The organism is Domibacillus sp. PGB-M46 (assembly GCF_022668875.1).
In the GTDB taxonomy this organism is placed as follows: domain Bacteria; phylum Bacillota; class Bacilli; order Bacillales; family Domibacillaceae; genus Domibacillus.
The window spans coordinates 1-23,700 of record NZ_JAKGCR010000027.1 but is presented as its reverse complement, the minus strand read 5'-3'; the positions used below and the strand labels follow the sequence as shown (position 1 = coordinate 23,700).

At 37.3% G+C, this 23,700-nt stretch carries 23 protein-coding genes and 2 pseudogenes; 16 read left to right on the top strand and 9 right to left on the bottom strand.

Annotated elements, in window-relative coordinates; genetic code table 11:
- The first annotated feature begins 198 nt into the window (after nucleotides 1-198).
- The gene (locus tag L2D08_RS20380; RefSeq protein ID WP_309241435.1) at nucleotides 199-468 is read left to right on the top strand and encodes an HPr family phosphocarrier protein; all 270 of its coding nucleotides are present in this window, start codon (nucleotides 199-201) and stop codon (nucleotides 466-468) included.
- Between the two features lie 74 nt (nucleotides 469-542).
- On the opposite strand, the pseudogene L2D08_RS24595 reads toward L2D08_RS20380, so the two are convergent.
- Nucleotides 543-617: pseudogene (locus L2D08_RS24595) on the bottom strand (hypothetical protein); the annotation flags it as partial.
- A gap of 157 nt (nucleotides 618-774) precedes the next feature.
- Nucleotides 775-1,818, bottom strand: a complete 1,044-nt coding sequence (locus L2D08_RS20375; protein WP_242236656.1) for an Ldh family oxidoreductase — start codon at nucleotides 1,816-1,818, stop codon at nucleotides 775-777.
- Nucleotides 1,819-2,236: 418 nt separating this feature from the next.
- Between L2D08_RS20375 and L2D08_RS20370 the strand changes: the two genes are divergently transcribed.
- The 6 genes from L2D08_RS20370 (at nucleotide 2,237) to L2D08_RS20345 (ending at nucleotide 7,706) form a co-directional block, all read left to right on the top strand.
- Entirely contained in the window at nucleotides 2,237-2,920 is a 684-nt protein-coding gene (locus L2D08_RS20370; protein ID WP_242236655.1) for an RraA family protein, read from the top strand.
- A gap of 18 nt (nucleotides 2,921-2,938) precedes the next feature.
- Nucleotides 2,939-3,817 carry an NAD(P)-binding domain-containing protein gene (locus tag L2D08_RS20365; protein WP_242236653.1) on the top strand — a complete coding sequence of 293 codons (879 nt, stop codon included), beginning with the start codon at nucleotides 2,939-2,941 and terminating at the stop codon, nucleotides 3,815-3,817.
- 82 nt (nucleotides 3,818-3,899) lie between these two features.
- On the top strand, nucleotides 3,900-5,252 hold the full coding sequence (locus tag L2D08_RS20360) for a TRAP transporter large permease subunit (RefSeq protein WP_242236651.1): 1,353 nt from the start codon (nucleotides 3,900-3,902) through the stop codon (nucleotides 5,250-5,252).
- An 18-nt stretch (nucleotides 5,253-5,270) separates the two neighbouring features.
- A complete protein-coding gene (locus L2D08_RS20355) occupies nucleotides 5,271-5,546 on the top strand; it encodes a hypothetical protein (RefSeq protein ID WP_242236649.1) in 276 nt (91 codons plus the stop codon).
- Between the two features lie 80 nt (nucleotides 5,547-5,626).
- On the top strand, nucleotides 5,627-6,763 hold the full coding sequence (locus L2D08_RS20350; RefSeq protein WP_242236647.1) for an MFS transporter: 1,137 nt from the start codon (nucleotides 5,627-5,629) through the stop codon (nucleotides 6,761-6,763).
- 88 nt (nucleotides 6,764-6,851) lie between these two features.
- Nucleotides 6,852-7,706 carry a MurR/RpiR family transcriptional regulator gene (locus tag L2D08_RS20345; protein ID WP_242236645.1) on the top strand — a complete coding sequence of 285 codons (855 nt, stop codon included), beginning with the start codon at nucleotides 6,852-6,854 and terminating at the stop codon, nucleotides 7,704-7,706.
- 338 nt (nucleotides 7,707-8,044) lie between these two features.
- On the opposite strand, the gene L2D08_RS20340 is transcribed toward L2D08_RS20345, so the two are convergent.
- Nucleotides 8,045-8,950 carry a DMT family transporter gene (locus L2D08_RS20340; protein ID WP_242236643.1) on the bottom strand — a complete coding sequence of 302 codons (906 nt, stop codon included), beginning with the start codon at nucleotides 8,948-8,950 and terminating at the stop codon, nucleotides 8,045-8,047.
- Nucleotides 8,951-9,643: 693 nt separating this feature from the next.
- Here L2D08_RS20340 and L2D08_RS20335 point away from each other — a divergent pair.
- The gene (locus L2D08_RS20335) at nucleotides 9,644-10,225 is read left to right on the top strand and encodes a GNAT family N-acetyltransferase (protein ID WP_242236641.1); all 582 of its coding nucleotides are present in this window, start codon (nucleotides 9,644-9,646) and stop codon (nucleotides 10,223-10,225) included.
- A 172-nt stretch (nucleotides 10,226-10,397) separates the two neighbouring features.
- Entirely contained in the window at nucleotides 10,398-11,567 is a 1,170-nt protein-coding gene (locus L2D08_RS20330) for an MFS transporter (RefSeq protein WP_375337623.1), read from the top strand.
- A gap of 247 nt (nucleotides 11,568-11,814) precedes the next feature.
- Here L2D08_RS20330 and L2D08_RS20325 read toward each other — a convergent pair whose 3' ends face one another.
- Together L2D08_RS20325 and L2D08_RS20320 are read right to left on the bottom strand one after the other, a co-directional pair.
- A complete protein-coding gene (locus L2D08_RS20325; protein ID WP_242236637.1) occupies nucleotides 11,815-12,279 on the bottom strand; it encodes a YhfM domain-containing protein in 465 nt (154 codons plus the stop codon).
- A gap of 109 nt (nucleotides 12,280-12,388) precedes the next feature.
- Nucleotides 12,389-12,619, bottom strand: a complete 231-nt coding sequence (locus L2D08_RS20320) for a hypothetical protein (protein ID WP_242236635.1) — start codon at nucleotides 12,617-12,619, stop codon at nucleotides 12,389-12,391.
- A gap of 147 nt (nucleotides 12,620-12,766) precedes the next feature.
- Between L2D08_RS20320 and L2D08_RS24385 the strand changes: the two are divergent.
- Nucleotides 12,767-13,225, top strand: a pseudogene (locus L2D08_RS24385) (SMI1/KNR4 family protein); the annotation flags it as partial.
- Between the two features lie 540 nt (nucleotides 13,226-13,765).
- Here the strand turns inward: L2D08_RS24385 and L2D08_RS20310 are convergent.
- The 4 genes from L2D08_RS20310 to L2D08_RS20295 all read right to left on the bottom strand — a co-directional run bounded on the left by L2D08_RS20310 (nucleotide 13,766) and on the right by L2D08_RS20295 (nucleotide 15,442).
- The gene (locus tag L2D08_RS20310; RefSeq protein WP_242236631.1) at nucleotides 13,766-13,981 is read right to left on the bottom strand and encodes a hypothetical protein; all 216 of its coding nucleotides are present in this window, start codon (nucleotides 13,979-13,981) and stop codon (nucleotides 13,766-13,768) included.
- Between the two features lie 5 nt (nucleotides 13,982-13,986).
- A complete protein-coding gene (locus L2D08_RS20305) occupies nucleotides 13,987-14,166 on the bottom strand; it encodes a hypothetical protein (protein WP_242236629.1) in 180 nt (59 codons plus the stop codon).
- 470 nt (nucleotides 14,167-14,636) lie between these two features.
- Nucleotides 14,637-15,023, bottom strand: a complete 387-nt coding sequence (locus L2D08_RS20300; protein ID WP_242236626.1) for a hypothetical protein — start codon at nucleotides 15,021-15,023, stop codon at nucleotides 14,637-14,639.
- A gap of 206 nt (nucleotides 15,024-15,229) precedes the next feature.
- Nucleotides 15,230-15,442: a hypothetical protein gene (locus L2D08_RS20295; protein WP_242236625.1), complete on the bottom strand. Its 213-nt coding sequence runs from the start codon at nucleotides 15,440-15,442 to the stop codon at nucleotides 15,230-15,232.
- Nucleotides 15,443-15,910: 468 nt separating this feature from the next.
- On the opposite strand from L2D08_RS20295, the gene L2D08_RS20290 reads away from it, so the two are divergent.
- The 6 genes from L2D08_RS20290 (at nucleotide 15,911) to L2D08_RS20265 (ending at nucleotide 23,454) form a co-directional block, all read left to right on the top strand.
- A complete protein-coding gene (locus tag L2D08_RS20290) occupies nucleotides 15,911-16,126 on the top strand; it encodes a hypothetical protein (protein ID WP_242236623.1) in 216 nt (71 codons plus the stop codon).
- Nucleotides 16,127-16,903: 777 nt separating this feature from the next.
- A complete protein-coding gene (locus L2D08_RS20285; protein WP_242236621.1) occupies nucleotides 16,904-17,911 on the top strand; it encodes a LacI family DNA-binding transcriptional regulator in 1,008 nt (335 codons plus the stop codon).
- Between the two features lie 261 nt (nucleotides 17,912-18,172).
- Nucleotides 18,173-19,402, top strand: a complete 1,230-nt coding sequence (locus L2D08_RS20280) for an extracellular solute-binding protein (RefSeq protein WP_242236619.1) — start codon at nucleotides 18,173-18,175, stop codon at nucleotides 19,400-19,402.
- An 88-nt stretch (nucleotides 19,403-19,490) separates the two neighbouring features.
- Entirely contained in the window at nucleotides 19,491-20,858 is a 1,368-nt protein-coding gene (locus L2D08_RS20275; protein WP_242236617.1) for a carbohydrate ABC transporter permease, read from the top strand.
- Nucleotides 20,855-21,694 carry a sugar ABC transporter permease gene (locus L2D08_RS20270; RefSeq protein ID WP_242236616.1) on the top strand — a complete coding sequence of 280 codons (840 nt, stop codon included), beginning with the start codon at nucleotides 20,855-20,857 and terminating at the stop codon, nucleotides 21,692-21,694. The genes L2D08_RS20275 and L2D08_RS20270 overlap by 4 nt, the downstream gene beginning before the upstream one ends.
- Nucleotides 21,695-21,714: 20 nt before the next feature.
- Nucleotides 21,715-23,454, top strand: coding sequence for a glycoside hydrolase family 13 protein (locus L2D08_RS20265; RefSeq protein WP_304653942.1), 1,740 nt, complete (start codon nucleotides 21,715-21,717; stop codon nucleotides 23,452-23,454).
- The last annotated feature ends 246 nt before the right edge of the window (nucleotides 23,455-23,700 follow it).

The window sequence follows — 23,700 nt, the reverse complement described above, 5'->3', positions numbered from 1 at the left end:
TGATAAAAGGGTAAAAAGTATCCATAATCAGGATAATCGGAATAGTGAACCATCAGTGCTGAAGATTTACTAGTGGAACTAGTAAAGTGAAAAGCAGATAGAACAATTGTAAACCTTCAAATTATCATTTAAATAAGTATATTTTCTTGTTGCTTAAAAAGAGAGCGTCCAGACACTTGGTGAATGCAGAAAGGTAAGATGACTATGCTTCAAAAACAAATTGTAGTTGGACTGGACCCCGGGCTCGAATCAAGAGTGGCATCCTATTTTGTCCAGAAAGCTTCATCCTTCAATAGTGACATTTTGCTGATAAAGAATGAAAAAAGGGTAGCAGCGAAAAGCATTATGGGCATCATGGCCTCAGCGATCCGTCGTGGGGATAGCGTAATGCTCATTACAAATGGCCATGATGAAGAAAAAGCGATTCATGTACTGGGTGATATTCTGACTAGCGGACCTGACGAATAAATAAAACGATTGTAAAGCTAAGGCGTTTCTTTTTAAAAGAAACGCCTTAGTTTTATTGTATAAACAGGCCGCCTTTAAACGATCAAGATGCCCTCTACTGATGAAGAAGACTTTAACTCAATCGCGTCACCTATTTCACAAATAGATGGAGGATGGTTTTTGGCTTACATAATTCTCTTTAAATTAGAGCATTTTTTTTCTGGCACGCAGACATTTTTTTAAGCACAAGCCTTTCTCCTTTGCTGTACTTTTCCTGCTGCTGAAATGCTGGAGCGCTTAATTTGGTCCTTTTCTTTAAAAACAATGTTAAACAGGCATTTCTAATCCATAGCGCTCAACGACTGATGCAAGTTCATCTAAAACATTTTTAGATAGCGGAATACCTTCTACTGCTAGTTTTTTTGATCTTTCATATTCAATCTCCCCCGGCAAGTAAATTCGATCATATCCATGCGCAAGTGGAATATTACGAATTTCTTCAATCATTTGATCCATTCGTTTTTTAAAAGAAGCCAATTCTTCAAATAAATCAGCTCTTATCGCAAGGAAAAACTGGCCAATATTCTGACTTTTATTTAAATCTTTATAAAGGCTTGAGATATAAGGGCCAAACGTCGCACCTGTTAAAAGTCCTGATAAGACTTCAACAAAAAAAGCAAGTCCATATCCTTTTGGTCCGCCGACAGGAAGAACGAGACCTTCTCCTGCCTCAATCGGATCAGTGGTAGGGTATCCCTCTTTGGAAATCGCCCAGCCAATAGGAATTTCCTGATTATTTTGGCGGGCTAATGTAATTTTGCCTCGTGCTACTACGCTTGTTGCCATATCAAATACAATATCAATTTCTTTTCCAGCTGGAATTCCATAAGATAAAGGATTTGTACCAAAGTATCCCTTTTTGCCGCCCCAAGGTGCCATGCTGGACGGCGCATTTGTGACAGCAAGCCCAATACAATTATTTTGCGCTGCGTACGCTGTATAATCCGCGAGCATTCCACAATGAGATGAATGATTAATACCAACGATAGCAATTCCAGTTGTTTTGGCTTTTTCAACCGCTATTTGCATCCCTTTTGTTGCAAGGACAATGCCGACACCACCTCCACCATCTAGCAGCATACTGGATGACGTTTCTTTAACTACATTGATTTCTGTTTTCTTTTTCATAATGCCAAGATCGAGCCGTTTCGTATAAATGTCGACCCTGCTGACCCCGTGGGAATCAATGCCTCTTAAATTCGCCAGCACAAGATGACGTGCTACAATACTAGCTTGTTCTTCATCCAAACCAGCAGCCTGGAAGATTTCAAGCACGCACTTTTCAAGTTCTTCTTTTTGAACATTAAGCAATTTTCATCCCCCTCTATTTTTAAAGCGTTTTCAAAAAGTGTTTACACAAGAAATGAACGATGTTACTATGAACCCGTAAAGTAATAAATATTACCAAAATGTAAAAGGTAGTTACTTTTACAACTGATTATCTTTAGATATTAACTGACGAGTTTTAATCCGTCAATAAATCTCTAAAGATCATTAACTGATTTATTTAAGTAAAAGAAAACTGAATTTTTTTAGTATAGAAAAGCAAAATGTCAGAAAAAATATTTACTTTATCTGTTATAGATGTTACGATGTCCTTGTAAGTAGTAATAAATATTACAAATTTAATTTTGTTAGTTATTTTTACTACAAAACCAGTACTTATTTTTTTGATACATTTTGAAACCGCTGTCAGTTATTTAAAAAGATTTGGAAGGGGATTTTGCAATTGAGTTATACAGCACCGCTTTTATCACCGAAAGTAATCGAACGCGCAAAAAAACTGAATACCACACTGATCTCAGATGCATTGGGATGTACTGGATCCATGCATTATACGGTAAAACCAGTAGCTCCTGGCATGAAAGTAGTTGGGACTGCTTTAACAGTAGACCTGAGAGCCGGTGATAATCTTTTCCTGCACCAGGGTATTTACTGTGGCGGTGAAGGCTATGTTCTTGTGGCAGATGGTAAGGGCCACACTGAAAATGCGTATCTTGGAGAATTAATGGCTGGAGCGGCCAAAGCAATTGGCCTTGAAGGAATTGTCATTGATGGGTTCGTCAGAGATAAAGAAATGTTAGGGGAAATTGGGCTTCCAATTTTCGCGAAAGGATTTATTCCAAACGGGCCATTCAAAGACGGTCCTGGAGCTATTAACACTCCCATTTCCTGCGCCGGGGTAGCTGTTCATCCAGGAGATTTAGTTATTGGGGATGAGGACGGTGTCGTTGTCGTTCCTAAGAACAAAATTGAGGAAGCATTGCATAAAGCAGAAAACAAATTTGAATACGAAGAACAGCGTCTTCAGACAATTGCGAATTACGAAGAAAAACGAAAACAAGGAAATGCAGATGGAATCAGCATTGCACCGCCATGGTTAGAAGATAAGATAAAAGAATTTGGATTTTAAGGAGAAAGGAGAAAGAACATGCATTTAGGATTTATTGGGTTTGGAGAAGCTGCATTTGAAATGGCTTCAGGGTTAAAACAGCAAGGACTTAAAAAAATGACGGCGTATGATCCACTATGGAATGTGTCGGAATACAGCGAATTGATATCAAATCGAGCAGCAGCTGCAGGTGTAACAATTGTTCAAACACCAGAAGAGGTTTTGCAGCAGGTAAATGCTGTGATCGTTGCGGTACCAGCTGATAAAGCACTTGGAGTAAGCAGTCAATTAAAATCATGTGTACAAAAGGGGATTTTATATATTGATGTATCCGCCTCTAATCCCGATGTAAAGAAGAACATTGCTAAAAATATTCAAGAAAAAGGCGGAAAATTTGTTGACGCTGCAATGATGGGTCCACTTCCAGTATATAAACATGAAGTCCCTATTTTAGCAAGCGGTGATGGGACGGATACCTTTATGGAAATCATGCAGCCGTTTGGTATGAACATCACTAAAGTAAGTGATGTGCCGGGAGAAGCAACAGCCGTTAAACTAGTTCGCAGTATTTATATGAAAGGCGTTGTCGGTCTGTACATCGAACTCTTAGAAGCAGCACACGAGTTCAATGTTGAGTCCCTTGTAGTTGACTCACTGAGTGAAACAATAAATGGCCGTACATTTGAGGAAACCATGAATCGACTTGTTACAGGAACAGCTCTTCATGCAGTTAGACGATCGGTAGAACTTGGCGGTACCATTGCAATGCTTGATTCTGTCAATATTGACTCTTCTATGTCAAAAGCAGCAAAAGAAAAAATTGAAAAGCTTGCTTCTTTAAATTTAAAAGATAAATTCAAGGGTGAAAAACCTGAACACTGGCTTCAAGTAATTGAAGCTTTTAAAGTAACAAACTAAGCATACCTAGACGAATGATTACGGCTGCCGGCGATGCCGGTGCCGTATACCGTAATAAATATTATGTGAAAAGAGGTGCCTTATGGGTATTGGTATTTGGGCATTACTTGTATTTATCGGAATCATTGTGTTCTTCAACCTTGTGTTAAAACGAAATATTGCTGAAGCAATGCTTGCGGGGTTTATTGTAACCGCTTTATTTGGCGGTACTCAAGCACCAGAGTTAATGTGGAACGGATTAGTTTTTGCGGCCACTAATGATGTGTTATATGCTTCAGTAGCCTTTGTATTTATGGCCTACGTAATTGACAGAACAGCAGTTATTGCTAGCCTGATCAAAATTCTTAATTCCCTTCTCGGGCGCCTTCCTGGAGGAGCGGCTTATGTTGATACAATAGCATCAGCTGTGATGGGCACGCTTGCTGGTTCGAACTCAGGAAATACAGCAACAACAGGGTCTATAACAGCCCCATGGATGGTAAGGTCTAATTTTAGCAAAGAACTGTCTGCGACAATTGTTGCAGGTAATGGCGGTCTTGGTGCTGCACTGCCTCCGAGCGCGTCAATGTTTATCATGCTTGGCTTCGCACCGGTTGCGGCAGTAGTTTCCGAAGGAGATTTGTACGTTGCTCTATTTATTTCTGGTGTTTATCAAGTGATTTATCGGATCTTTTTAATTGTGTATTTCGTGAAGAGAGACAAGATTAAAGCCATTTCGCCTGATTTTATACAGCCCCTTAAAGAGTCCTTGCGTACGGGCTGGACATCAACCTTAATTTTTTTAGGTGCTTTAATTCCGATTGTAGCAACTATCGGGCCGCTTGCTGAGAGCTTTGCAGCAAATCCATCAATAGGAGAAGGCGCCCTTGAAAGCATTTCACTTATTACATGGATTCCCATTTTAATTATTATGATTAGTTTTATGGTCGGCTGGGCGCACCTTCCTAAAACCAAATCTGACTGGTCTCAGTTTTTAAACAATTCAATTCCTCGCTTTTCAACAATTGGAGCCCTTCTTGTCTTTGCATACGCATCCAGTCAAGTATTAACAGATTTAGGGCTTCCAGAAGATTTATCAACCCTGATGGGATCAATAGCAATCTCTAAGTGGCTAATGGTACTACTTATTGGATTACTCGTCGCACTTGTAGCTGGACCATTGTCTTCAACTGCTACATTAACGGCTATTGGAATGGTTGCTTTTGCAGGGATGGTTTCTGCCGGAGTTGACCCGTTACTTGCAGTCGTCGCAATTCTAGTATTTGCTTCAACAGAAGGTGCTTCTCCGCCGGCGTCCGGTTCCATCTTTATTGCAGCATCTTTGGCAGGAGCGCAAGCTGAAAGAACATTTATGCCGCTAGTTGTATATTATGTTCTTCCAATTCTATTAATCGGTTATTTAATAGCTATGGGCATTCTTCCAGTTCCAATGTAAAAGAAAGGAGCGAAAATGATGAGAAATATAATTGCTGCTTTATTTAAAACGTGTCTCGTCTTGTTTTTATTAGGAGGTACATGCCTCGTTTTAGGGCAATTGGGTGGTTTGCTTCTACAAAATGGCGATATGGTTATCAAAACGTGGGATATTTTCGCTAATCCAACTTTTACGATTAGCGCTATTGGCGGCGTACTTGGCTTTATTTTAGGGTATTTCCCCAAAGAAAAAATGGAAGAAGTTGATATATACTCTTCAGATGAGTTTAGTGAGGAAGTAGAAAACGTACGCTGATAAATAGATTTAAGCAGACAGTCCAACTGGATACGTCTGCTTTTTCTTTTTCCTGTATGTTAGAAAGGAGACAGGAAAGAATGAAAAAAAGAAGGCAGTTTCATTCGTATATATTCTTTACATGTACAGCTCTATATATGGTCAGTATCGCAGGCAGCAGACCCCTCATTCCCTTATATGCCAATAAACTGGGCGCCAGTCACATGGAAGTTGGAATTTTAGTTTCCTTGTTCTCTTTTTTACCGCTTTTTGTGTCTATTCCATTTGGAAAAGTGATAGATCGTGTTGGCATTAAGAAACCTTTGATAGCAAGTATCCTGTTAGGAAGCGTGTCTCTGATCATACTGTTTTTATTCGGCAACATAGCAGGGGTCTATCTGTCACAAATATTTTCTGGACTTTCTCAGTTAGTATTTGTATTGTCGATGCAGGCATATTCAGGGCAGTTTTCAAAAAGCAAACTTCGTGAGTACTACATCTCGGTTTTTAGTATTGCTGTAGCAGCGGGCAGTTTTATTGGCCCATTAATAGCAGGTTTTTCATCTGATTTTTTCAGTTATAATTATGCATTTTTATTATTAGGCATTCTACTAATCCTTACGCTTCTATTGTCTTTTGTATTTGACGGTAAACAATCAATCGAGAAATCATCCCGAAAAAGAACGGGAAATGCTTTTGGCCTGCTTCGAATCCCTGACTTGAGAAAGGCGGTGCTGGTCAGTTCTATCGTTCTGCTTTCAAAAGATACATATATTGCTTTTTTTCCGTTGCTTGCATCTGAAAATGGGCACTCAGGTTTTGTTATTGGTGTTATTGTCTCGTTAAATGCAGGTGCCGGCATGCTCATACGAGGCTTTTTACCATGGATTTCTCAACATTTAAAACGGGATGTTGTCATTACTCTCTCGATCCTTTTGGCAGGTCTTTCATATCTTTTACATCCTGTTGCAGATCATATTGTATGGCTCAGTATGTTCTCTCTTCTTTTAGGCTTTTGTACTGGAATTGCACAGCCGCTCTCAATCTTTGCTACAATCATGGCACTGCCTAAAAACCGTGTAGCGGAAGGTTTAGGATTGCGGCTGACATTTAACAAATTGACTCAAATCATTGCACCGCTTTCTCTAGGTACGGTTTCAGGTTTCATTGGAATGTCTGGTGTATTCTATATATGCGGAATAATTATTTTGACTGGTTCTATTCATTTTAAAAAGTAATTTTTACAAAAAAAGAATAAGGTGATACTATTTTTAAAGGTGATAGGTGGAAAAATTACGACATCTGATGTCTATTTGGAGAGATAAAATGGAAAACCCAATTATTAAACTACAGGAAAAAATTTCAGAACTGACGGAAACACAAAAGAGAGTAGCAGACTATATTATTAAGCATCCGCTTGATGTTGCTTTTTTGACAGTGGATCAATTGGCGGGCATTGTCGGTACAAGTACAACAACGATTATGCGCCTAACCTTTAGTGTCGGTTATTCGGGGTACACAGAATTTCAAAAGGGACTCCAGGAGATACTTCGTAATCGTGCTGCTCCGCAAACAAGACTTGAAGCTAATATAAAAGGGATGGGCGAGAATAATTTATGGGGGCGGTATGCAGAAAGCCAGATCAGCAGCATTCAGGATACCATGAATATAATAACACCTGAAATTCTTGAGGAGACTATTGAGAAAATTGTATCTGCCGAACGTATTATCTGCACAAGTGTGAGAAGCGGTCTGCCTGTAGCCCAATACTTAACACATGGACTTAATCGTCTTTTGGGGAATACACAAATGATCGTCTCTGATGTAAGTGATTGGGTGGATACTATCGTGAATATGTCATCAAACGATCTGGTGATCGCCATAAGTTTCCCTCGATACGCAAGGAGGATTATTGACTTTACGGAAACAGCAAAAGGGAACGGGGTACAAGTTATTTCTATTACGGATAGCTACTCGTCACCGCTTATGAAGCATTCCGACTTAATTTTACCTTGTAACTCAAGCAGTATCGCTTTTCATAATTCAGCGGTATCATCCATGTTTGTTGCCGATTATTTAATCAGCGCCATTGCGATCAATTACCCAGAAAGAACAAAGGAACGTCTTGATAAAGTAAATAAGATTTTAACAAATATGAATTATCATTCCTTAAATGAATAACCGTTAATTAAAATGTGATATTACTTAATATTAAAAGAGGTAATATTGCATTTTTTTATTATTATCAAACGAGTATCTAGTTTATTTCCTGCAATCAAGATAATTGAAGCAATTGATACATCAAGTTAAAATTCTTCCAAACGGGAGATGTGGCAATAATACCTAGTAGATGGTGTATTTAGCAATTAAAAAATGCTGTTTATGATAGTATGTTTTTTGAATATGAAAAGCCGAAAATATGCAATAAATGAATAAAAATTTACATGTTTTCGACTTATCGGTAATTTTAGATATTGAATAAAAGCCCCGTTAGTTTAAATACAATTATATAGAAACTTTCATATCGAGTCTCTTGCTGCATTATTTTTTGGTTTGCTCGTTATAACGAATATTCCCACTAGAATGAGGAAGCCACCTATAACAAAGTTAATCCCTATATGTTCATTTAATAATAACCACCCGAGAAAAGCCCCGACAATTGGCTGGAAAAAGAAAAAGAGCGAACCTGTTCCTGCATCCATTAATTCCATTCCTTTATTCCATAAAAAAAAGGCACCAGCAGTTGAGACAACACCCAAATAGATAACACCTAGAATAACCGCTGTGTTCTGGAAAAGAATTTCTTTTGATTGAAGTTCCCATACGGCAAAGGGAGTAGTCATAATTAGAGCGAAGAAAACTCCATAAGTTGTAATTTCTACAGAAGAAAACTTGTGGGCAGCTTCTTTCACAGAAACAGATAACAATGCCCAGGAGACGGCTGCACCTGCAAGGACTAAAATACCCCATAAGTAATTACCCATTTGATTATCCCACTCTATCGTAATGATGACTCCAAAAGTTGCTAGGAGAAGAGCGATTATATTTCGTGCAGTTAATTTTTCTTTTAAAAACAGCCTTGCCAAAATCAGAGTGAAGGCAGGAGTAGTGGCTGTAATAAGTGAACCAGTATGAGCATCTGCTAGCTTTACCCCTATAAACTGACAAGATATAGAAACAAAATAACCAATAAAACCTATCCATATAAACATTGACCAGTCTTTCCGTTCTTTTTTAACAGACTGTCTTTTCTTCTGGGAAACTTTCAAAATTGTATACAACACTAAAAATCCTATAAGATAACGTATCCAGATGAGTGTAAAGGGAGGAATATACTCTAAAACATACTTGCTGACTACAAACATCCCTCCCCATATACTAGCTGCCAAAGATAAACAGAACGCCCCTGTTAATGTTTTATTCATTCAGTATTTCCCCCGTCTTTTTCTAAGAATTTCTAAGTAGACATTACAGACTGAAAAGTATTCCATGTTAGGTTATTCACTATATTGTTCTTTTTAAACCTCAGAAGGCGAAAGACTTATTAAGCTAACCTCCCTCTATAAACATTGATGTATTAACGGCTTACATCACTTCGTGATGAAGGGAAAATTATTTTTATACTTACTTATAAACATAGTTTTGAATTTATTATTTTTATTACCAAGTTGGTGTACGCTTCGCTAAATCAAATGGAAATAATTGTATTTTTCTTCCGGTATTGTGATGAACTATGGATCTCTGCAGCGCTTATGATGATGTACCCTCCCATGTCTCTTGGCGTCAGTGCGCTTACATTCCTTCGTTCGGTCTATTCATAAGGCAGAGGCCTGCTAAGCTGCTCCGGGACTCGTGGTCTGAGGTTAGTTATCATTCCGGCTTCTCCGTGTCATCCTTCTTGTTATAGTCGATTGATTGAAATGTATTACACTGACACTCCAAGACAGTGGAGATCTTGCATCATATATGTTGCACCGAAAAGAACTCTCTTCTTGCAAATACCATGTAGTATCTGCTTCCTCTTTTATCTGTACCTTATAAAAAATAAAGAACTGTTACTTTAATGCAGGACAGTTTGTTTATATAATCATGCCAAAGAAAAAAAGGAGAGAAGAATTATGGAGATAACACCAGTAGTATTAATAGGAGATAGAGTAAAGATACAACCTATGGAGGATTATCACGTACAGGAATTATTTGATGCGGGAAACAATCCAGATATATGGGCATACATGCCAATGAAGGTTCAATCGATTGAAGATATGAAGTATCTTGTGAATGGAGCACTTCAAGCGAGAGAGCAAGAAAGCGAATTTCCTTTTGTTATCTTCGACAAGGATTCGGGGAAAATTGTGGGAAGCACTCGTTTTCTTAATATATCCACACCAAACCGTAACTTGGAAATTGGTTGGACATGGCTGTCTCCAACTGTGTGGCGAACTAGAATAAATACAGAATGTAAGTATCTTCTTTTGAAACACTGCTTTGAGACACTTGGGACAATTCGTGTTCAGATGAAAACAGATAATCGAAATGTGCGGTCCCAGCAGGCAATTGAACGGCTGGGTGCGGTAAAAGAAGGAGTGCTTCGGAATCATATGGTTATGCCTGACGGTTATTTAAGAGACTCTGTATTTTACAGTGTAATCGACCAAGAATGGGTGCTAGTGAAGGGGAAGTTGGAGAGTATGCTACAATAATCCTGTATTTTCGGAGTGTTGCTTATTTAAACTAAAGGGTGCTTTAACTTAACAACGGAGGTAGCTGCGGCACCTCCTTTTCTTATTGAACAAACGGAGAAATTTACTTGAACAATTATGACTCTAAAAAATATACATGTAATAATAATTGTAAATGGGGGAGGTAATGGGCTTGGAAGGGAGAGTCAGTTTAAGTGTTGGTTGGATAACTTTGTTTCTAATGGGGACAGATTTATTTGTAGTATCTCCGTTACTGCCGTTCATTTCGGAAGCGTATAGTGTTAATTCAGCGATGACAGGATGGATGGTAACTGTTTTTGCTGTAACATATGCTATTGCAGCCCCTTTCTTTGGTTGGGCTTCAGATAAAAACGGAAGAGGGATTTTTATTACATTTGGGTTATTGTTGTTTTCCTTCTCTAATATCTTAACTGCTTCTTCACCTTCTTTTACCTGGTTAATCATTAGTCGTATTTTAGCTGGTTTGGCCGTTGCTGCAGTCACCCCTTTGATTTATGCCATTATCGGGGATATTGCACCATCAAATCGGAGAGGAACTTGGCTTTCTATTGTTGTTTCAGGACATTTAACAGCTCTTTGGGCAGGAGCACCAATCGGTACGTTACTAGAGCATTTTCTTGGTTGGCGTTCAGTATTTGTTGTAATGGCTATTATAGGGACTTTATTGGCGGCAGTAAATTTTAAAGCGTGGAAATATGTTCCTGAAAGGAATGCAACAAAAAATCTATTAGAAGGAAATCTGCCAAGAATACTTGGTTCAGTAAGTGTTACCACCACTTGGGCGATTTCAATGTATGCTCTTTATGTTTACTTAGGTGCGGCTCTTTATTCCGAAAATAGATACACATCATCAGAAATCGCATTAGCGGTTACTTTTTATGGTATTGGTGCTGTCTTAGGCAGTCTTATAAGTGGACAATTCACAGACAGGTTTGGAGAAAAGAAGATTTCTAAAGCTACGCTAATTTTATTGACCCTTATACTCGTTTGTTTAGGAATATTCTTCTCATCTGGCGATTGGATTTATTTCTTTCTGTTCATATGGGCTTTGGTTGGGTATGCAGGATTTACATCATACCAAGCACGGTTAACAGTCGAATATCCCAGGGAACGAGGAATTGTTATGGCGTGGAATAATACGGCTCTGTATATTGGTATTACCATTGGTTCAATTATTGGTGGTTATGTCATATCTAATTGGGGTTATCCTTTCCTGCCATATGTTTGTAGTATTGCAGCAATTATTAGTTTTGTCCTTAGTAACCAAAAGGTCCAAGAAACAAAAAAAGAGAAAAACTATAATGTGAAGAATTGTACTTAAACTAACGGGGGCGTTAGTTCAAGAGAGTGAATCAAAAGCTCAACCTCCAATACAACATGAACGTAATTATTATGTGCATCAATAAAAATCAGCCATAATTCTTGTTGGCTGATTTTTTAGGGTGAAATTTTGTAAAGTTCTTTTTCTAAGAAGATGGATAAATCAATAGTTGACCAAAACTGTTGAATAAAACGCTCTAACAGTAATTAAATAAAAATAAAAGGAACCTCTGATGTTCCTTTTATTTTTATTTTACGTCAGACAATTTTCTATCTGTAATTGTCTGAAATAGTTCTGCTGACTGACCCTTGCTTAATTGAGCATATTTACCTTCACCCTCTATAACAAGTTCTACTTTCTCTTTACTTGGGCTAACCCACAGGTAGTAAACTATCTTATTTGTCTCAGCTTGTTCATTTTTTTCTCCTAAATGGAATCTAGAATGTGGAGGGGATGCCATACTTACTTCTGCGTTCTCCCATGCAATGCTAGCAAGTATGTCCTCAATTTTTTGAACTGCATCATCATCGGAGATTTCTCTGAAAGGTTCATAATTACCTTCTTTTATGCTATGTTTTTCTACTGTAATTACTTTTCCGCTATTTTTAGTTGTGTTTGATTTAGTTTCACTTAATTTGATTTCATTTGAACAACCGGCAACAAATAATAGTATTACACCAATAAACACAACCAAATGTTTGTAATTTTCCAAAATTATCACTCCTTTCGTTTGACAATACCATATATTATCACTTTTGAGGCGGCGAATGTGTTAATAAACAGTCCGTACATACTGTGCATCAAACATCTCAGAAGTTTGGCTACCATTCTATATCAGAGTAAATTTCTGAAAGATACTTTCCATTAATTTTTCCTTTAACAAAAAGAGCTTCTGAGGTATCAAATTCTTGCGTCATTGAATCTTTAGAGCGTGTTAGAAAATATCCATCTGTATTTTGGCTTATCCAGTACTCTTCTCCCTTATAATCAAAGCTGAATTCTTCTCCCCAACCTACTCGCTCTTGGAGATCTATGAATTCATTCCAAGTCATTTTTTTCACCTCATCCCACTAAAACATAATTAGATTTACGTTCCAATGTATTTTACTGGTCAATAGCTGACCGATACTGTTGAGTAAATAAAAGTCTAACGTTAAAATGGCAGTAACTGTTTAATCCGTTTTGGGAGGAATAGTTCAATGTTGAAAACTATATGGCAAGATGATGATTATTATAAGTTACCACCTTTAACGGATAAAGCAGTTGAAGACGCAGAAGAAGAACTTAAAGTAAAGCTACCTGAATCGTATATTAATCTTCTTAAAGAACAGAATGGCGGATACATTCACTATAACGCATTTCCTTCCAGTGTCCCGACCTCTTGGGCAGGGGGCCATATTCATATAGACCATATTTTAGGCGTGAGTGAAGAAGACGGTATACTACAAAGCGAATATCTAATAAAAGAATGGGAGCTGCCCACAAATATTGTTTTATTCTCCGGAGAAGGACATTCGTGGGTGGCATTTGATTACCGGAATACAAAAAAAGAGCCTCCTGTTATATATATTGATGCGGACTCTGGACAGATTATTGAATTAGCGCCTAATTTTGAGACATTCTTAAATGGATTATACGTTGAAGAAGAAAAAGAGGACGAGCTTGAAGATGCTTATTTCGAACCAGATATCACACATTTGACTCTCGATGAAGTTGACACAGCTTTATCAACGAATAATGAACAAGAGGTTATTCTTGCTTTGAACTTTCTTTATGAAAATACGCAAGGAAATGAATCCTTTATTGAGCAAAAGCTGATCGTTCTGCTTCAAAATCCAATTCTTGAGATTAAACAGTTGGCAGCCAATTATGCTAATCATTTCAATGAAGTAGGGATACTGTCTTCTAAAGGGGTCAAGGAAATGGCATCCATCATACGGAAGGATAAAGAAATAGAGTATTATGCAGATATGTATTTCGATGAAAATTAAGTTAAAGAACAAATAAAGCGAAGGACCAAAAAAAATTGATCCTCTTTTTCTTTTAATAATATGTCTGCACCAGTGTTTAGGAGAACCAAAATATTAAAGACATAACAACCTAAATCCTTAATTAACAGTTCGTCCATACAGATAAGCAGGACTAATTCTAGATTAAGCGGCAGTTGACCTATACTGTTGAATAACTTTTTATGCGATTCATTCTATTATCAACCAAAGAATGGCTATGAAAAGGAGGGCAGGTCCGAACAAAAGAAAGACCGCTAATATGCCGTATTTTCCTTCGCCTTTAAATTCTTTTTTTATTTCTTCATTTCTTTTTCTGGCTGCTTCTTTGTTTCGAGAGGTCCAAAGAAAATAAAAAATACCATAAGCAAAGACAGCAATTATTGTCAAAACCGTACTATCAATCATATTTATCATTTCTTTTCTGTTTTCTTCTCTTTTTTTATCTCACGGTAAGCGACTATCAAGTATCCAAGAGTATAAGCGCTCCACCCGCTAATATAGTCAACCTTGTCAGCCTCAAAAAAGAAAAGCATTACCACCGAGTAAACAAGTGTAACTATCAAATAATTTCTTAATATTATCTTAAACACGATATCAATCTCCTGCATACAAATTCAAAATGAGGTTAATCCAAAATAAATGGCAAGACCTACAAACGCACTGATAACATATAGTATAGAGTAAGCCTTTTTGGTTAAAATCTTCTGCCCCCGACGAAGATAACTGTCAATCAATAGTAGACCTAGAACCATAATTAAAGGGTTTAGATTGTTAAGAAGTGTAATATTCCAGTTTATGTGGCTTGCATGGTAAGCAAAAAGAACGAGAATCATATAGGTGAAAAATGTAAAAGCAGCTTCCTTTATTACTTGACGATTCAAACAAAACATTCCTTCCTCATAATTGCTAATTATATCAAATCGTATTGAAACAAATACTAGTCAATCAACATTTCGTACATACAGAAAATTAATACCAATACCGATTTATTCAGCAGCAGACCAAAACTGTTGATTAAGAAATTTGGGTGAGGACTTTTTCAAAAATTACTGTTCAACCTCTATTTAATTTTTAAAAACATAAAAAAACAAACAACAGAGATAAATAAAGCGAGAAAATCAGCCCCAAAACTTTCCCAAGTAAAGTAGGTGATTGCTCCGTGAAGCAAAAAGTAAAGGTGTTTAGCAATACCGAGAAGAATGAAGATGCTTACAAGTTTAAATAAACTTTTGCTCATCCCTAAAGTTAAAGGAGTATCCTTTTGTCCGGTTGTTTCTTGCTCTTTTAAATTTAGATAGAGAAGTATGCTTACAAAGAGGGCTGCTCCAATTAAACTAGTAATGGCTCTTATTGATTGGGTTTCATCAAAACCAAATAGAATATGCCCTAAAGTATATAATGCTGACAGAACAATAACCCATCGGAGTAACACTTTTTTCTTTTTCATTAGCTGATAATTCCTTCTTTCAAACAAATAGAAATGTAATGATTATCTAAGTTTATCTCTATCTTCGTTCAAAAGAATAGTGGATTAAATTAACATATAGTTAATCAACAGTCTGTCCTTACTATATATTAAAAGCCCCGGCTGCCTTTGACAGCCGGGGCTTTTCCAATGCAACATAATCCTTTATGTTGCATCCGAAAAAAACTCTATATTAATTCAAACATCCTCACTAAGCCAAAAAAGATTAACAAAAGCCCTAAGTAAAACACTCCAGTTAATCCAGTGAAAGGGTCTAAAACAAATTCTAAAATTTCTCCCCATTTTTCCTTAGCAGTATTAGCTTTCTTAATTGCTGGTATAAAGATAAACAATGAAATGACTATACAGATGATTCCTGTAACTATTAATAAAGTATTCACGACAATAAACACCATCCAAATCACATAACATCATTTATGTTGCATTCATTTTTACCTGTTAACAGTTGACCTAAGAGAAAGGTGAGTAAATTCTGTCTGTATCAGTGTCCATTACAAAATCAACCGTTATATCTTCTGTATAAGGTACTTGGTCAAAATGATGTAGTCTGCAAAACACTTGTGGAAAGTCTTCCATCTCATAAGTTAATTCTTGGGCTTGAAAATACATTTTTCTTAATTGTGTTTTAGAACACTTTTTACCTGTCAGTAAAGCTTGATGAAACATACCGTCTATTTCAATGATCAACTTTATCACGACTGGTTGCTAATCAGTCATATAGCTAAAATTTATTCTTTTTATAATACCACATAATCCTATGCTAACTAACGAGTATGACATTCAAATCCTGCTGCATAATGGTATATTAAGATTTAATAAATAATTCATTAATAAAAGGGTGAATACGTGTGGATGTTGGAATAGCCTATCTTCCGAAACATTATTTTACTAATAAGCCCGATGCTGGTGGTTATTTTCCGGTTGCTATTGAAGGAACTGCAAGTTATGTTTTTGATATAAGTGACTTTTATCTTCCTGAGTGTGATAAAAACTTCGTGCGTTTATGGATGAAAAACATTAAAGCATATCCCATTTACTTTTGTTCTGAAATCCTTTCTTCCTAGAAAGAAGAGTATGAAAGTGATTGCGAGGGAGCAAATATTTATTACAAATACTTGTTCCAAAGCCCACAGCTAACTATAGCAGTTACGGAGATTCAAAATGAAAAGCAATTCCAAGAAATGTTCCCCTGGTTCATTACAGCAGGAACAGCAGGTGAAATCGTTGTATGGTCAGCAAATAAAGATGTGTTTAGTGTGGAACAATGAGAATGGACAGGAGGTTGGGAAGGAAAAATCACAGAAACAATCGTAGCGAAAGTAAATCAGGATACAAGCATCTTTTGAATTGGTTATGACGGAACTAGTATTGCCGTTCTTTCAAATAACCCACAGTTTAAGAGTTGCTCTTTGTGTGTACAATAACGAAGATTTCGTATAGTTTATGACAATTGAGGGAGTGCGGTTTCATGTATTAGCTGATAAACATTTTCATATTTACTAATGGATAAATGGAAAAACAAATAGTTTTTTACTTAACAGGTGTACCTGCATAATTAGTCAGCACTTGAGCGAAATTGTTAAGTAAAAGGCTCCTTTCGATAACTGACTTAGAAGAAAGCCTTGTTAGAGAGTATTGTTAATTTTCTTGTTAAACTAGCGAGGCAGGTTAATTCAATAAGAAAATAGAAAAACATAAAGTATCTTAACTAAAAGCTGCTTTATTTTGGTTTTTTTCTGAAATTTTATTTTTTTTAAAAGATATTATTGAAAGGGCTATCATTTCATGTTATTCTGATTTACGTAACCGGTTTCGTTAGTTAGTTAGAAAGAAGGTATATTATGACTGTTACAATAATGGATGTGGCTGAGAGAGCAAATGTATCGAAAGCAACAGTATCAAGGGTGTTGAACGATCAGGGTGGTTACTCCGAAAAAACAAAAAGGCATGTACTTAAAGCTATTGAAGAGTTAGAGTATAACCCGAATGCGGTTGCGCGAAGCCTAACCAATAAGAAAACACACACGATTGGAATTGTGTTACCCGATTTAATAAGCTCCTTAACTACAAACTTTTTAAATGAAATTGAGGCAGTTGCTCACAAAGCAGGCTCAAGTATTATCGTCTGTCATACCGAGTCAAAAGGTGCGAAAACGATGAAGTATCTCAAGCTACTGCATGAAAAACGAGTAGATGGGATTATTTTAGCTAGTACAATTTTACAAAAAGAGTATTATGATTACATTGAAAAAACAAAAATTCCGATAGTTCTTTTGTCGACTGATTCAGAGTATCCGGTCTCTTCTGTCACAGCAGATGACTACGCTGCAGCTTATATGGCAACGAAATATTTAATTCAGCAAGGGCATAAAAAGGTCGGAATGATAAGCGGCAATAAAGAAGAATGGGTTGCAGGTAATCATCTACCTAGGGTGGAAGGATTTAAGACTGCTCTTTTAGATCACAAGCTTTCGGCCAATGAAGATCATGTTGTATATGGCAGATTTTCTTGTGAAGATGGTGCAACTGGCCTGACAAAATTAATTGGACAGGTTCCTGGTTTAACAGCTATCTTCACTGAAAATGATGAAATCGGTATGGGTGTTTTATCTGCAGCTTATCAATTGGGCATAAAGGTTCCTGAAGATATATCCGTCATTGGCATGGACAATGTGAAGTTTTGTGAATTTTTGAATCCCCCGCTAACATCAGTTTCACTATCACACAGTGAGATGGCCGAAAAAGCTGCAAATTTGATTTTCGAGATGATTGAATCAAACAAAGCAGTAAAAAAGAATTACATTGTTTCACATCGAGTTGTTGAGAGACAAAGTGTAAATAGTCTATAGTTTTTTTTAGACTTTTACGTAACCGGTTACGTTAATAAACATAAGTCTTTTGCACATTTACGTAACCGGTTACGCAAGTCAAAGAATGCACCTTGTTGATTAAATTTATTGTTTTGGAGTCAGAGATGATAGCGCTGACATACGCGCACTGCTTTATAAAAGTTAATAAGGGTAATATCACTTTTTGGAGGCTATATTCTAATAGTTTAAAACGTTTTGTATAGACGTTGAAAGCAAAGTAAAAAACAGGAGGAAAGAAAAATGAAAAAGAAATTGATTTTCCTATTAACTGTTTGCCTGAGTGCTCTAATGGCTATGGCTGGGTGCTCAAATGAATCCAGCAGTGAGCAAAGCGGCCAGCCAAATGATGAGAAAGTAACTTTAAAAGTATGGGTAGATCCTGATTCAGGCGAATATTACAAAACGGTAGTAGATAACTTCATCAAGGAAAATCCAGATAAAAAATATGAAATTGAAGTAGTTGAGTCAGATACAGGGAAAGCACAGGAATTTGTAAAGAAAGATCCGGATGCAGCAGCAGATGTTTTCAGTATGCCACATGATCAATTAGGACAATTAGTAGAATCAGGAACGGTATATAAGAATACGAAATATGCTGATGAAATTAAAAAGTCTAATATTGAACCAGCAGTACAGGCGGCATCGTACAAAGGAGAGGTATATGGATATCCGTATGGAATTGAAAGTCTCTTTCTCTACTATGATAAGAGCAAATTAACGGAAGAAGATGTAAAAACTTTTGAGGGGATTACGAAAAAGGCGAAACTTGGGTTGAATTTGTCAGAAGCAGGAGCAAACTATACGGTAGTACCTTTCATTTTAGCCAACAATGTCAAACTGTACGGAGATAACGGCGAGGATGCAAACGGATCTACTTTTAATACTCCAGAAGGTCTTCAAGCGATGGAATGGATTTCTAACTTGAAAAATAACAAGAATGTTGTCCATGTAAACGCAGATTCAATCAGTGCCCTGGAAAGCGGAAAAATAAATTCCCTTATCGGCGGGCCTTGGTCATACAATCAATTGAAAGAAATATTGGGTGATAACTTGGGGGTTGCCGTTTATCCTACTGCTGATTTTGGCAATGGACCGGTTCAGTTGAAAGCGTTCCTGGGAGTTAAGTTGTATTCGGTAAAAGCAACAACAAAGTACCCGCTTGAAGCAATGAAGCTTGCAAACTATCTAGCAAGTAATGAGATTCAGGAAAAAACCTTCAAAGAGAAAGGATATACTCCTTCATCCAAGGAAGTTCAGGAAAATGCTGACGTAAAAGCAAACGAGCAAGCAACAACTGTTATTCAAATGGCAAAACCAGAGAACTCTGTGGTAATGCCTAAAATTCCGGAAATGGTTACATTCTGGCCGCCAGCCGATGCTCTTATCATTGATGCGTACAATGGCAAGATTGCTAAAGAAAATATGAAGGCCAAGTTGGATCAATTGGTAGAAGATACGTCGGGCAAGTAATATAAATTCAATATTGGTTCCATACAACGAATAACGGTATGGAACCAATATTCGTTTATAGATCTATTATTGAGAGGGGGAGTAAATAATGAGTCAGATCGGTTCTACAATTTCATCTTCCTTAAAACAATATTCTGCTTTTTTTAAGGAAGGAAGCGGTGTCAGGAATCTATCCTTTATTATCATGGGTGCCTCGCATCTTTCGAAAGGGCAGCTCATCAAGGGAAGTTTATTTTTATCGGCGGAGATTGGATTCATTTTATTTATGATTCTTCAAGGATTCAGTGCAATAGGTGGACTGCTGACCCTGGGGACTGCCCAGCAGGGCTGGGTTATGGACGAGGAATTAGGGATCGAGGTCTTGGCGAAGGGCGATAATTCCATGCTTATGCTCATCTATGGAATTGTGGCGATTACTCTATGTATCCTGTTCATTTGTGTCTATCATGCACATTTTAAAAGTATGCAATATATTTCAGACCTTGAGAAAAAAGGTCTGGCCATTCCTTCGTTTAAAGACGATGTTAAATCCTTATTGGATGATAAGTTTCATATTACCTTATTGGCTATACCGGTAATCGGTGTCCTTGTCTTTACGGTAATACCTTTGATTTACATGATTAGTATCGCCTTTACGAGCTTTGATCATAATCACTTGCCTCCCAAAAACTTGTTTGATTGGGTTGGTTTTGCAAACTTTTCTAATATCCTGACTGGCAGGATGGCTGGCACTTTCTTTCCATTACTCGGGTGGACCTTAACCTGGGCTTTTATGGCTACAGCAACATCCTTTATTTTTGGCGTATTGTTAGCTCTTTTGATTAATAAAAAAGGAATAAAAGGAAAGGCAGTCTTCAGGACCCTGTTTGTGCTGACTATGGCTGTACCGCAATTCGTATCTTTATTGATTATGCGTAATTTATTGCACGCTTCCGGCCCGGTCAATGTTTTCCTGGAAGACATCGGCTTAATTTCAGCCCCGATTCCATTTTTAACCGATGGGTTAATCGCAAAATTGTCCGTTATTACAATCAATATGTGGATCGGTATTCCGGTCACAATGCTGGTCGCTACAGGAATATTGATGAATTTGCCAAGTGACCAAATAGAAGCAGCCAAAATCGACGGAGCGAATGGATTTCAGATCTTGAAGAGCATTACATTCCCTCAAATCTTATTCGTCATGACTCCGAGCCTTATTCAGCAGTTTGTAGGAAATATCAACAACTTTAACGTAATCTACTTATTAACTGAGGGCGGCCCAGTAAACAGCAACTATTATTCTGCTGGTGAAACAGACCTGCTGGTTACCTGGCTCTATAAGCTCACTATTGAAACCGCTGATTATAATATCGCTTCTGTAATCGGCATTATCACCTTTGTATTGAGTGCTGTGTTTTCTTTGTTTGTTTATACTCGATCTAATTCTTTTAAGAAGGAGGATGGCCTGGGGTGAAAAAAGATACAATAAGCAATTTCCTTTCTCACGGACTGCTCATTTTCTTAGCGGCGATCTGGGTTTTTCCAATTATCTGGATTGTGTTAACTTCTTTTCGGGGAGAAGGCGGTATGTTTGTACCGTATATTATTCCGAAGGAGTATACGCTGGAGCACTATCGTTATCTATTCAATGGAAACAGCAACTTTCCATTCGTTAAATGGTTTACAAATACGTTCATTGTTTCTGTTGTCACATGTATTTTGAGCACCATTTTGACTGTGTCGATGGCCTATGTATTATCTAGATTGCAGTTCAAAATGCGAAAGCCGATTATGAAGGTTTCCTTAGTTCTTACCATGTTCCCTGCTTTCATGAGCATGATTGCTGTTTATTATTTGCTGAAGGCTGTCAACCTGACTCAGAGCCTGTTTGCACTTATCCTGGTATATTCTGCAGGCGCTGCCCTTAACTTCTTTATTGCAAAAGGGTTTTTCGATACGATTCCAAGAACACTTGATGAATCTGCCATGATTGACGGTGCTTCAAAAGCAGAGATTTTCACGAAGATCACATTGCCGCTGTCGAAACCAATTATTGTGTATACGGCACTGATGGCGTTCATGGCTCCCTGGATGGATTTCATTTTTGCAAAAGTAATCATGGGAGACAATGTAGAGAAATATACGATTGCCATTGGCCTGTTCTCGATGATGACAAGGGAAAACGCAGATCATTTATATATGGCTTTTACAGCAGGCTGTGTCCTAATTGCTGTCCCGATCACTCTGTTATTCATCTATCTGCAAAAATACTATGTTGAAGGAATTACCAGCGGTTCAGTAAAAGGGTAAAATACAGGAGGGTTACAAAAATGGAATTAAAAAAATGGTGGAAAGAAGCAGTTGTTTATCAAATTTATCCTCGAAGTTTTATGGATAGCAACGGGGATGGGATTGGCGATTTGCAAGGAATTATTTCAAAGCTGGATTATCTTAAAGATCTTGGTATTGATGTTATTTGGATTTGTCCAATTTACAAATCACCAAATGAAGATAATGGATACGACATTTCTGATTATCAAGACATCATGGATGAATTTGGAACCATGGAGGATTTTGATTTGCTTTTGGAAGAGGCACATAAGCGAGAAATGAAAATTATTATGGATCTTGTCATTAACCATACGTCAGATGAGCATGCGTGGTTTGCGGAATCCCGTTCCAGTAAAGACAATCCAAAGCGGGATTACTACATATGGGCAGACCCAAAAGAGGATGGTTCGGAACCTAATAACTGGGAAAGCATTTTCGGCGGTTCAGCTTGGGAATACGATGAAAGAACAGGACAGTATTACATGCATATCTTTGCAACCGGGCAGCCAGATTTAAATTGGGAAAATCCAAAGGTGCGCCAAGAATTATATACAATGGTAAATTGGTGGCTTGATAAAGGGATTGATGGCTTTCGCATTGATGCTATTTCTCATATTAAAAAACTGCCTGGTTTCCTTGATATGCCAAATCCGGAGAATAAACGTTATGTTCCTTCATTTGACGCTCATATGAACCAGGAGGGAATTCATGTTTTCCTAGAAGAATTCAAACGGGAGACACTTGATAAGTATGATGTCATGACCGTAGGTGAAGCGAATGGAGTCACTATGGAAGACGCAGATTTGTGGGTGGGAGAAGAAAATGGGAAATTTAATATGGTGTTCCAATTTGGAGCTTTTGAACTTTGGGGAAAAAGCGTTGACCATAAAATTGATCTCCCGGCTTTTAAGAAATCATTTACTGCTTGGCAAAAAGGACTTGAGGGATCCGGTTGGAATGCATTATTTCTAGAAAACCATGATATTCCCCGCTCTATTTCCACTTTTGGAAATGATACAGAATATTGGGATCAATCAGGTAAAGCTCTTGCAACAATGTATCTCCTTATGAAAGGAACGCCATTTATTTATCAGGGGCAAGAAATCGGGATGACGAATGTTCAGTTTGAGTCGATTGAAGACTATAATGACATTGCTATTAAAAATTTATATGAGCTTGAAACAGAAAACGGAAAAACCCACGATGAAATAATGGAAACTATTTGGAGAAGCGGGCGAGACAATTCAAGAACGCCTATGCAGTGGAACCAGGAATGGAATGCCGGATTTACGACAGGAAGCCCGTGGCTCAAGGTTAATCCAAACTATAAACAGATTAATGTCGAAAATGCATTAAAGGATCCAGATTCGCTTTATTTTTACTATAAGAAACTTATTCAAATGCGCAAGGAGAACCCAACACTTATATACGGTACTTATGATATTCTTCTGGAAAAACATAAGCAAATTTATGCTTACACAAGAACGTTGAAAGATGAAACAATACTGGTTCTGACAAATCTTTCTGATAGAGAAGCATGCTTTGACTTACCGGGAAATTTAACATATAGCTCAAAGGAGTTACTAATTAGTAATTATGATAGTAAACAAAGTGAAGATATCCAAAAGGCTATGTTAAAACCGTATGAATCGAGGGTTTATAAATTAAAAGTTGTTGAAAGCCAAGATTTAGACGGTTCTATGGCAAGGGAACTCACGCAAATCGGTGGAAACCTGTAATCTGTTTAATAATGTTCGTTTAATTTATTATGCGGAAAAACAGATTGTGGAGAGAAAGATGAAGTAGCTCAATTATAAGCTACTTCATTTTTTGTTTTCTATGTCTAAAGTAAGGCTCAAAATCGATTGTTTTTAAGATGATTTTATCATCTTTGGCGAGAACACCCCCACTTCAAGCTTGCTAAGTGGGGGATGAATCGCTGCTTTTTCAGTCATTCTTTTTCCTTGAACGCTCCAGTGCCAAAA

What these genes read in the sequence shown, in the direction of transcription:
- L2D08_RS20380 (WP_309241435.1), top strand. Translation starts at nt 199, where the DNA reads ATGACTATGCTTCAAAAACAAATTGTAGTTGGACTGGACCCCGGGCTC.
- L2D08_RS20365 (WP_242236653.1), top strand. Translation starts at nt 2,939, where the DNA reads ATGCATTTAGGATTTATTGGGTTTGGAGAAGCTGCATTTGAAATGGCT.
- L2D08_RS20360 (WP_242236651.1), top strand. Translation starts at nt 3,900, where the DNA reads ATGGGTATTGGTATTTGGGCATTACTTGTATTTATCGGAATCATTGTG.
- L2D08_RS20355 (WP_242236649.1), top strand. Translation starts at nt 5,271, where the DNA reads ATGAGAAATATAATTGCTGCTTTATTTAAAACGTGTCTCGTCTTGTTT.
- L2D08_RS20350 (WP_242236647.1), top strand. Translation starts at nt 5,627, where the DNA reads ATGAAAAAAAGAAGGCAGTTTCATTCGTATATATTCTTTACATGTACA.
- L2D08_RS20345 (WP_242236645.1), top strand. Translation starts at nt 6,852, where the DNA reads ATGGAAAACCCAATTATTAAACTACAGGAAAAAATTTCAGAACTGACG.
- L2D08_RS20340 (WP_242236643.1), bottom strand. Translation starts at nt 8,950, where the DNA reads ATGAATAAAACATTAACAGGGGCGTTCTGTTTATCTTTGGCAGCTAGT.
- L2D08_RS20335 (WP_242236641.1), top strand. Translation starts at nt 9,644, where the DNA reads ATGGAGATAACACCAGTAGTATTAATAGGAGATAGAGTAAAGATACAA.
- L2D08_RS20320 (WP_242236635.1), bottom strand. Translation starts at nt 12,619, where the DNA reads ATGACTTGGAATGAATTCATAGATCTCCAAGAGCGAGTAGGTTGGGGA.
- L2D08_RS20310 (WP_242236631.1), bottom strand. Translation starts at nt 13,981, where the DNA reads ATGATTGATAGTACGGTTTTGACAATAATTGCTGTCTTTGCTTATGGT.
- L2D08_RS20300 (WP_242236626.1), bottom strand. Translation starts at nt 15,023, where the DNA reads ATGAAAAAGAAAAAAGTGTTACTCCGATGGGTTATTGTTCTGTCAGCA.
- L2D08_RS20285 (WP_242236621.1), top strand. Translation starts at nt 16,904, where the DNA reads ATGACTGTTACAATAATGGATGTGGCTGAGAGAGCAAATGTATCGAAA.
- L2D08_RS20280 (WP_242236619.1), top strand. Translation starts at nt 18,173, where the DNA reads ATGAAAAAGAAATTGATTTTCCTATTAACTGTTTGCCTGAGTGCTCTA.
- L2D08_RS20275 (WP_242236617.1), top strand. Translation starts at nt 19,491, where the DNA reads ATGAGTCAGATCGGTTCTACAATTTCATCTTCCTTAAAACAATATTCT.
- L2D08_RS20265 (WP_304653942.1), top strand. Translation starts at nt 21,715, where the DNA reads ATGGAATTAAAAAAATGGTGGAAAGAAGCAGTTGTTTATCAAATTTAT.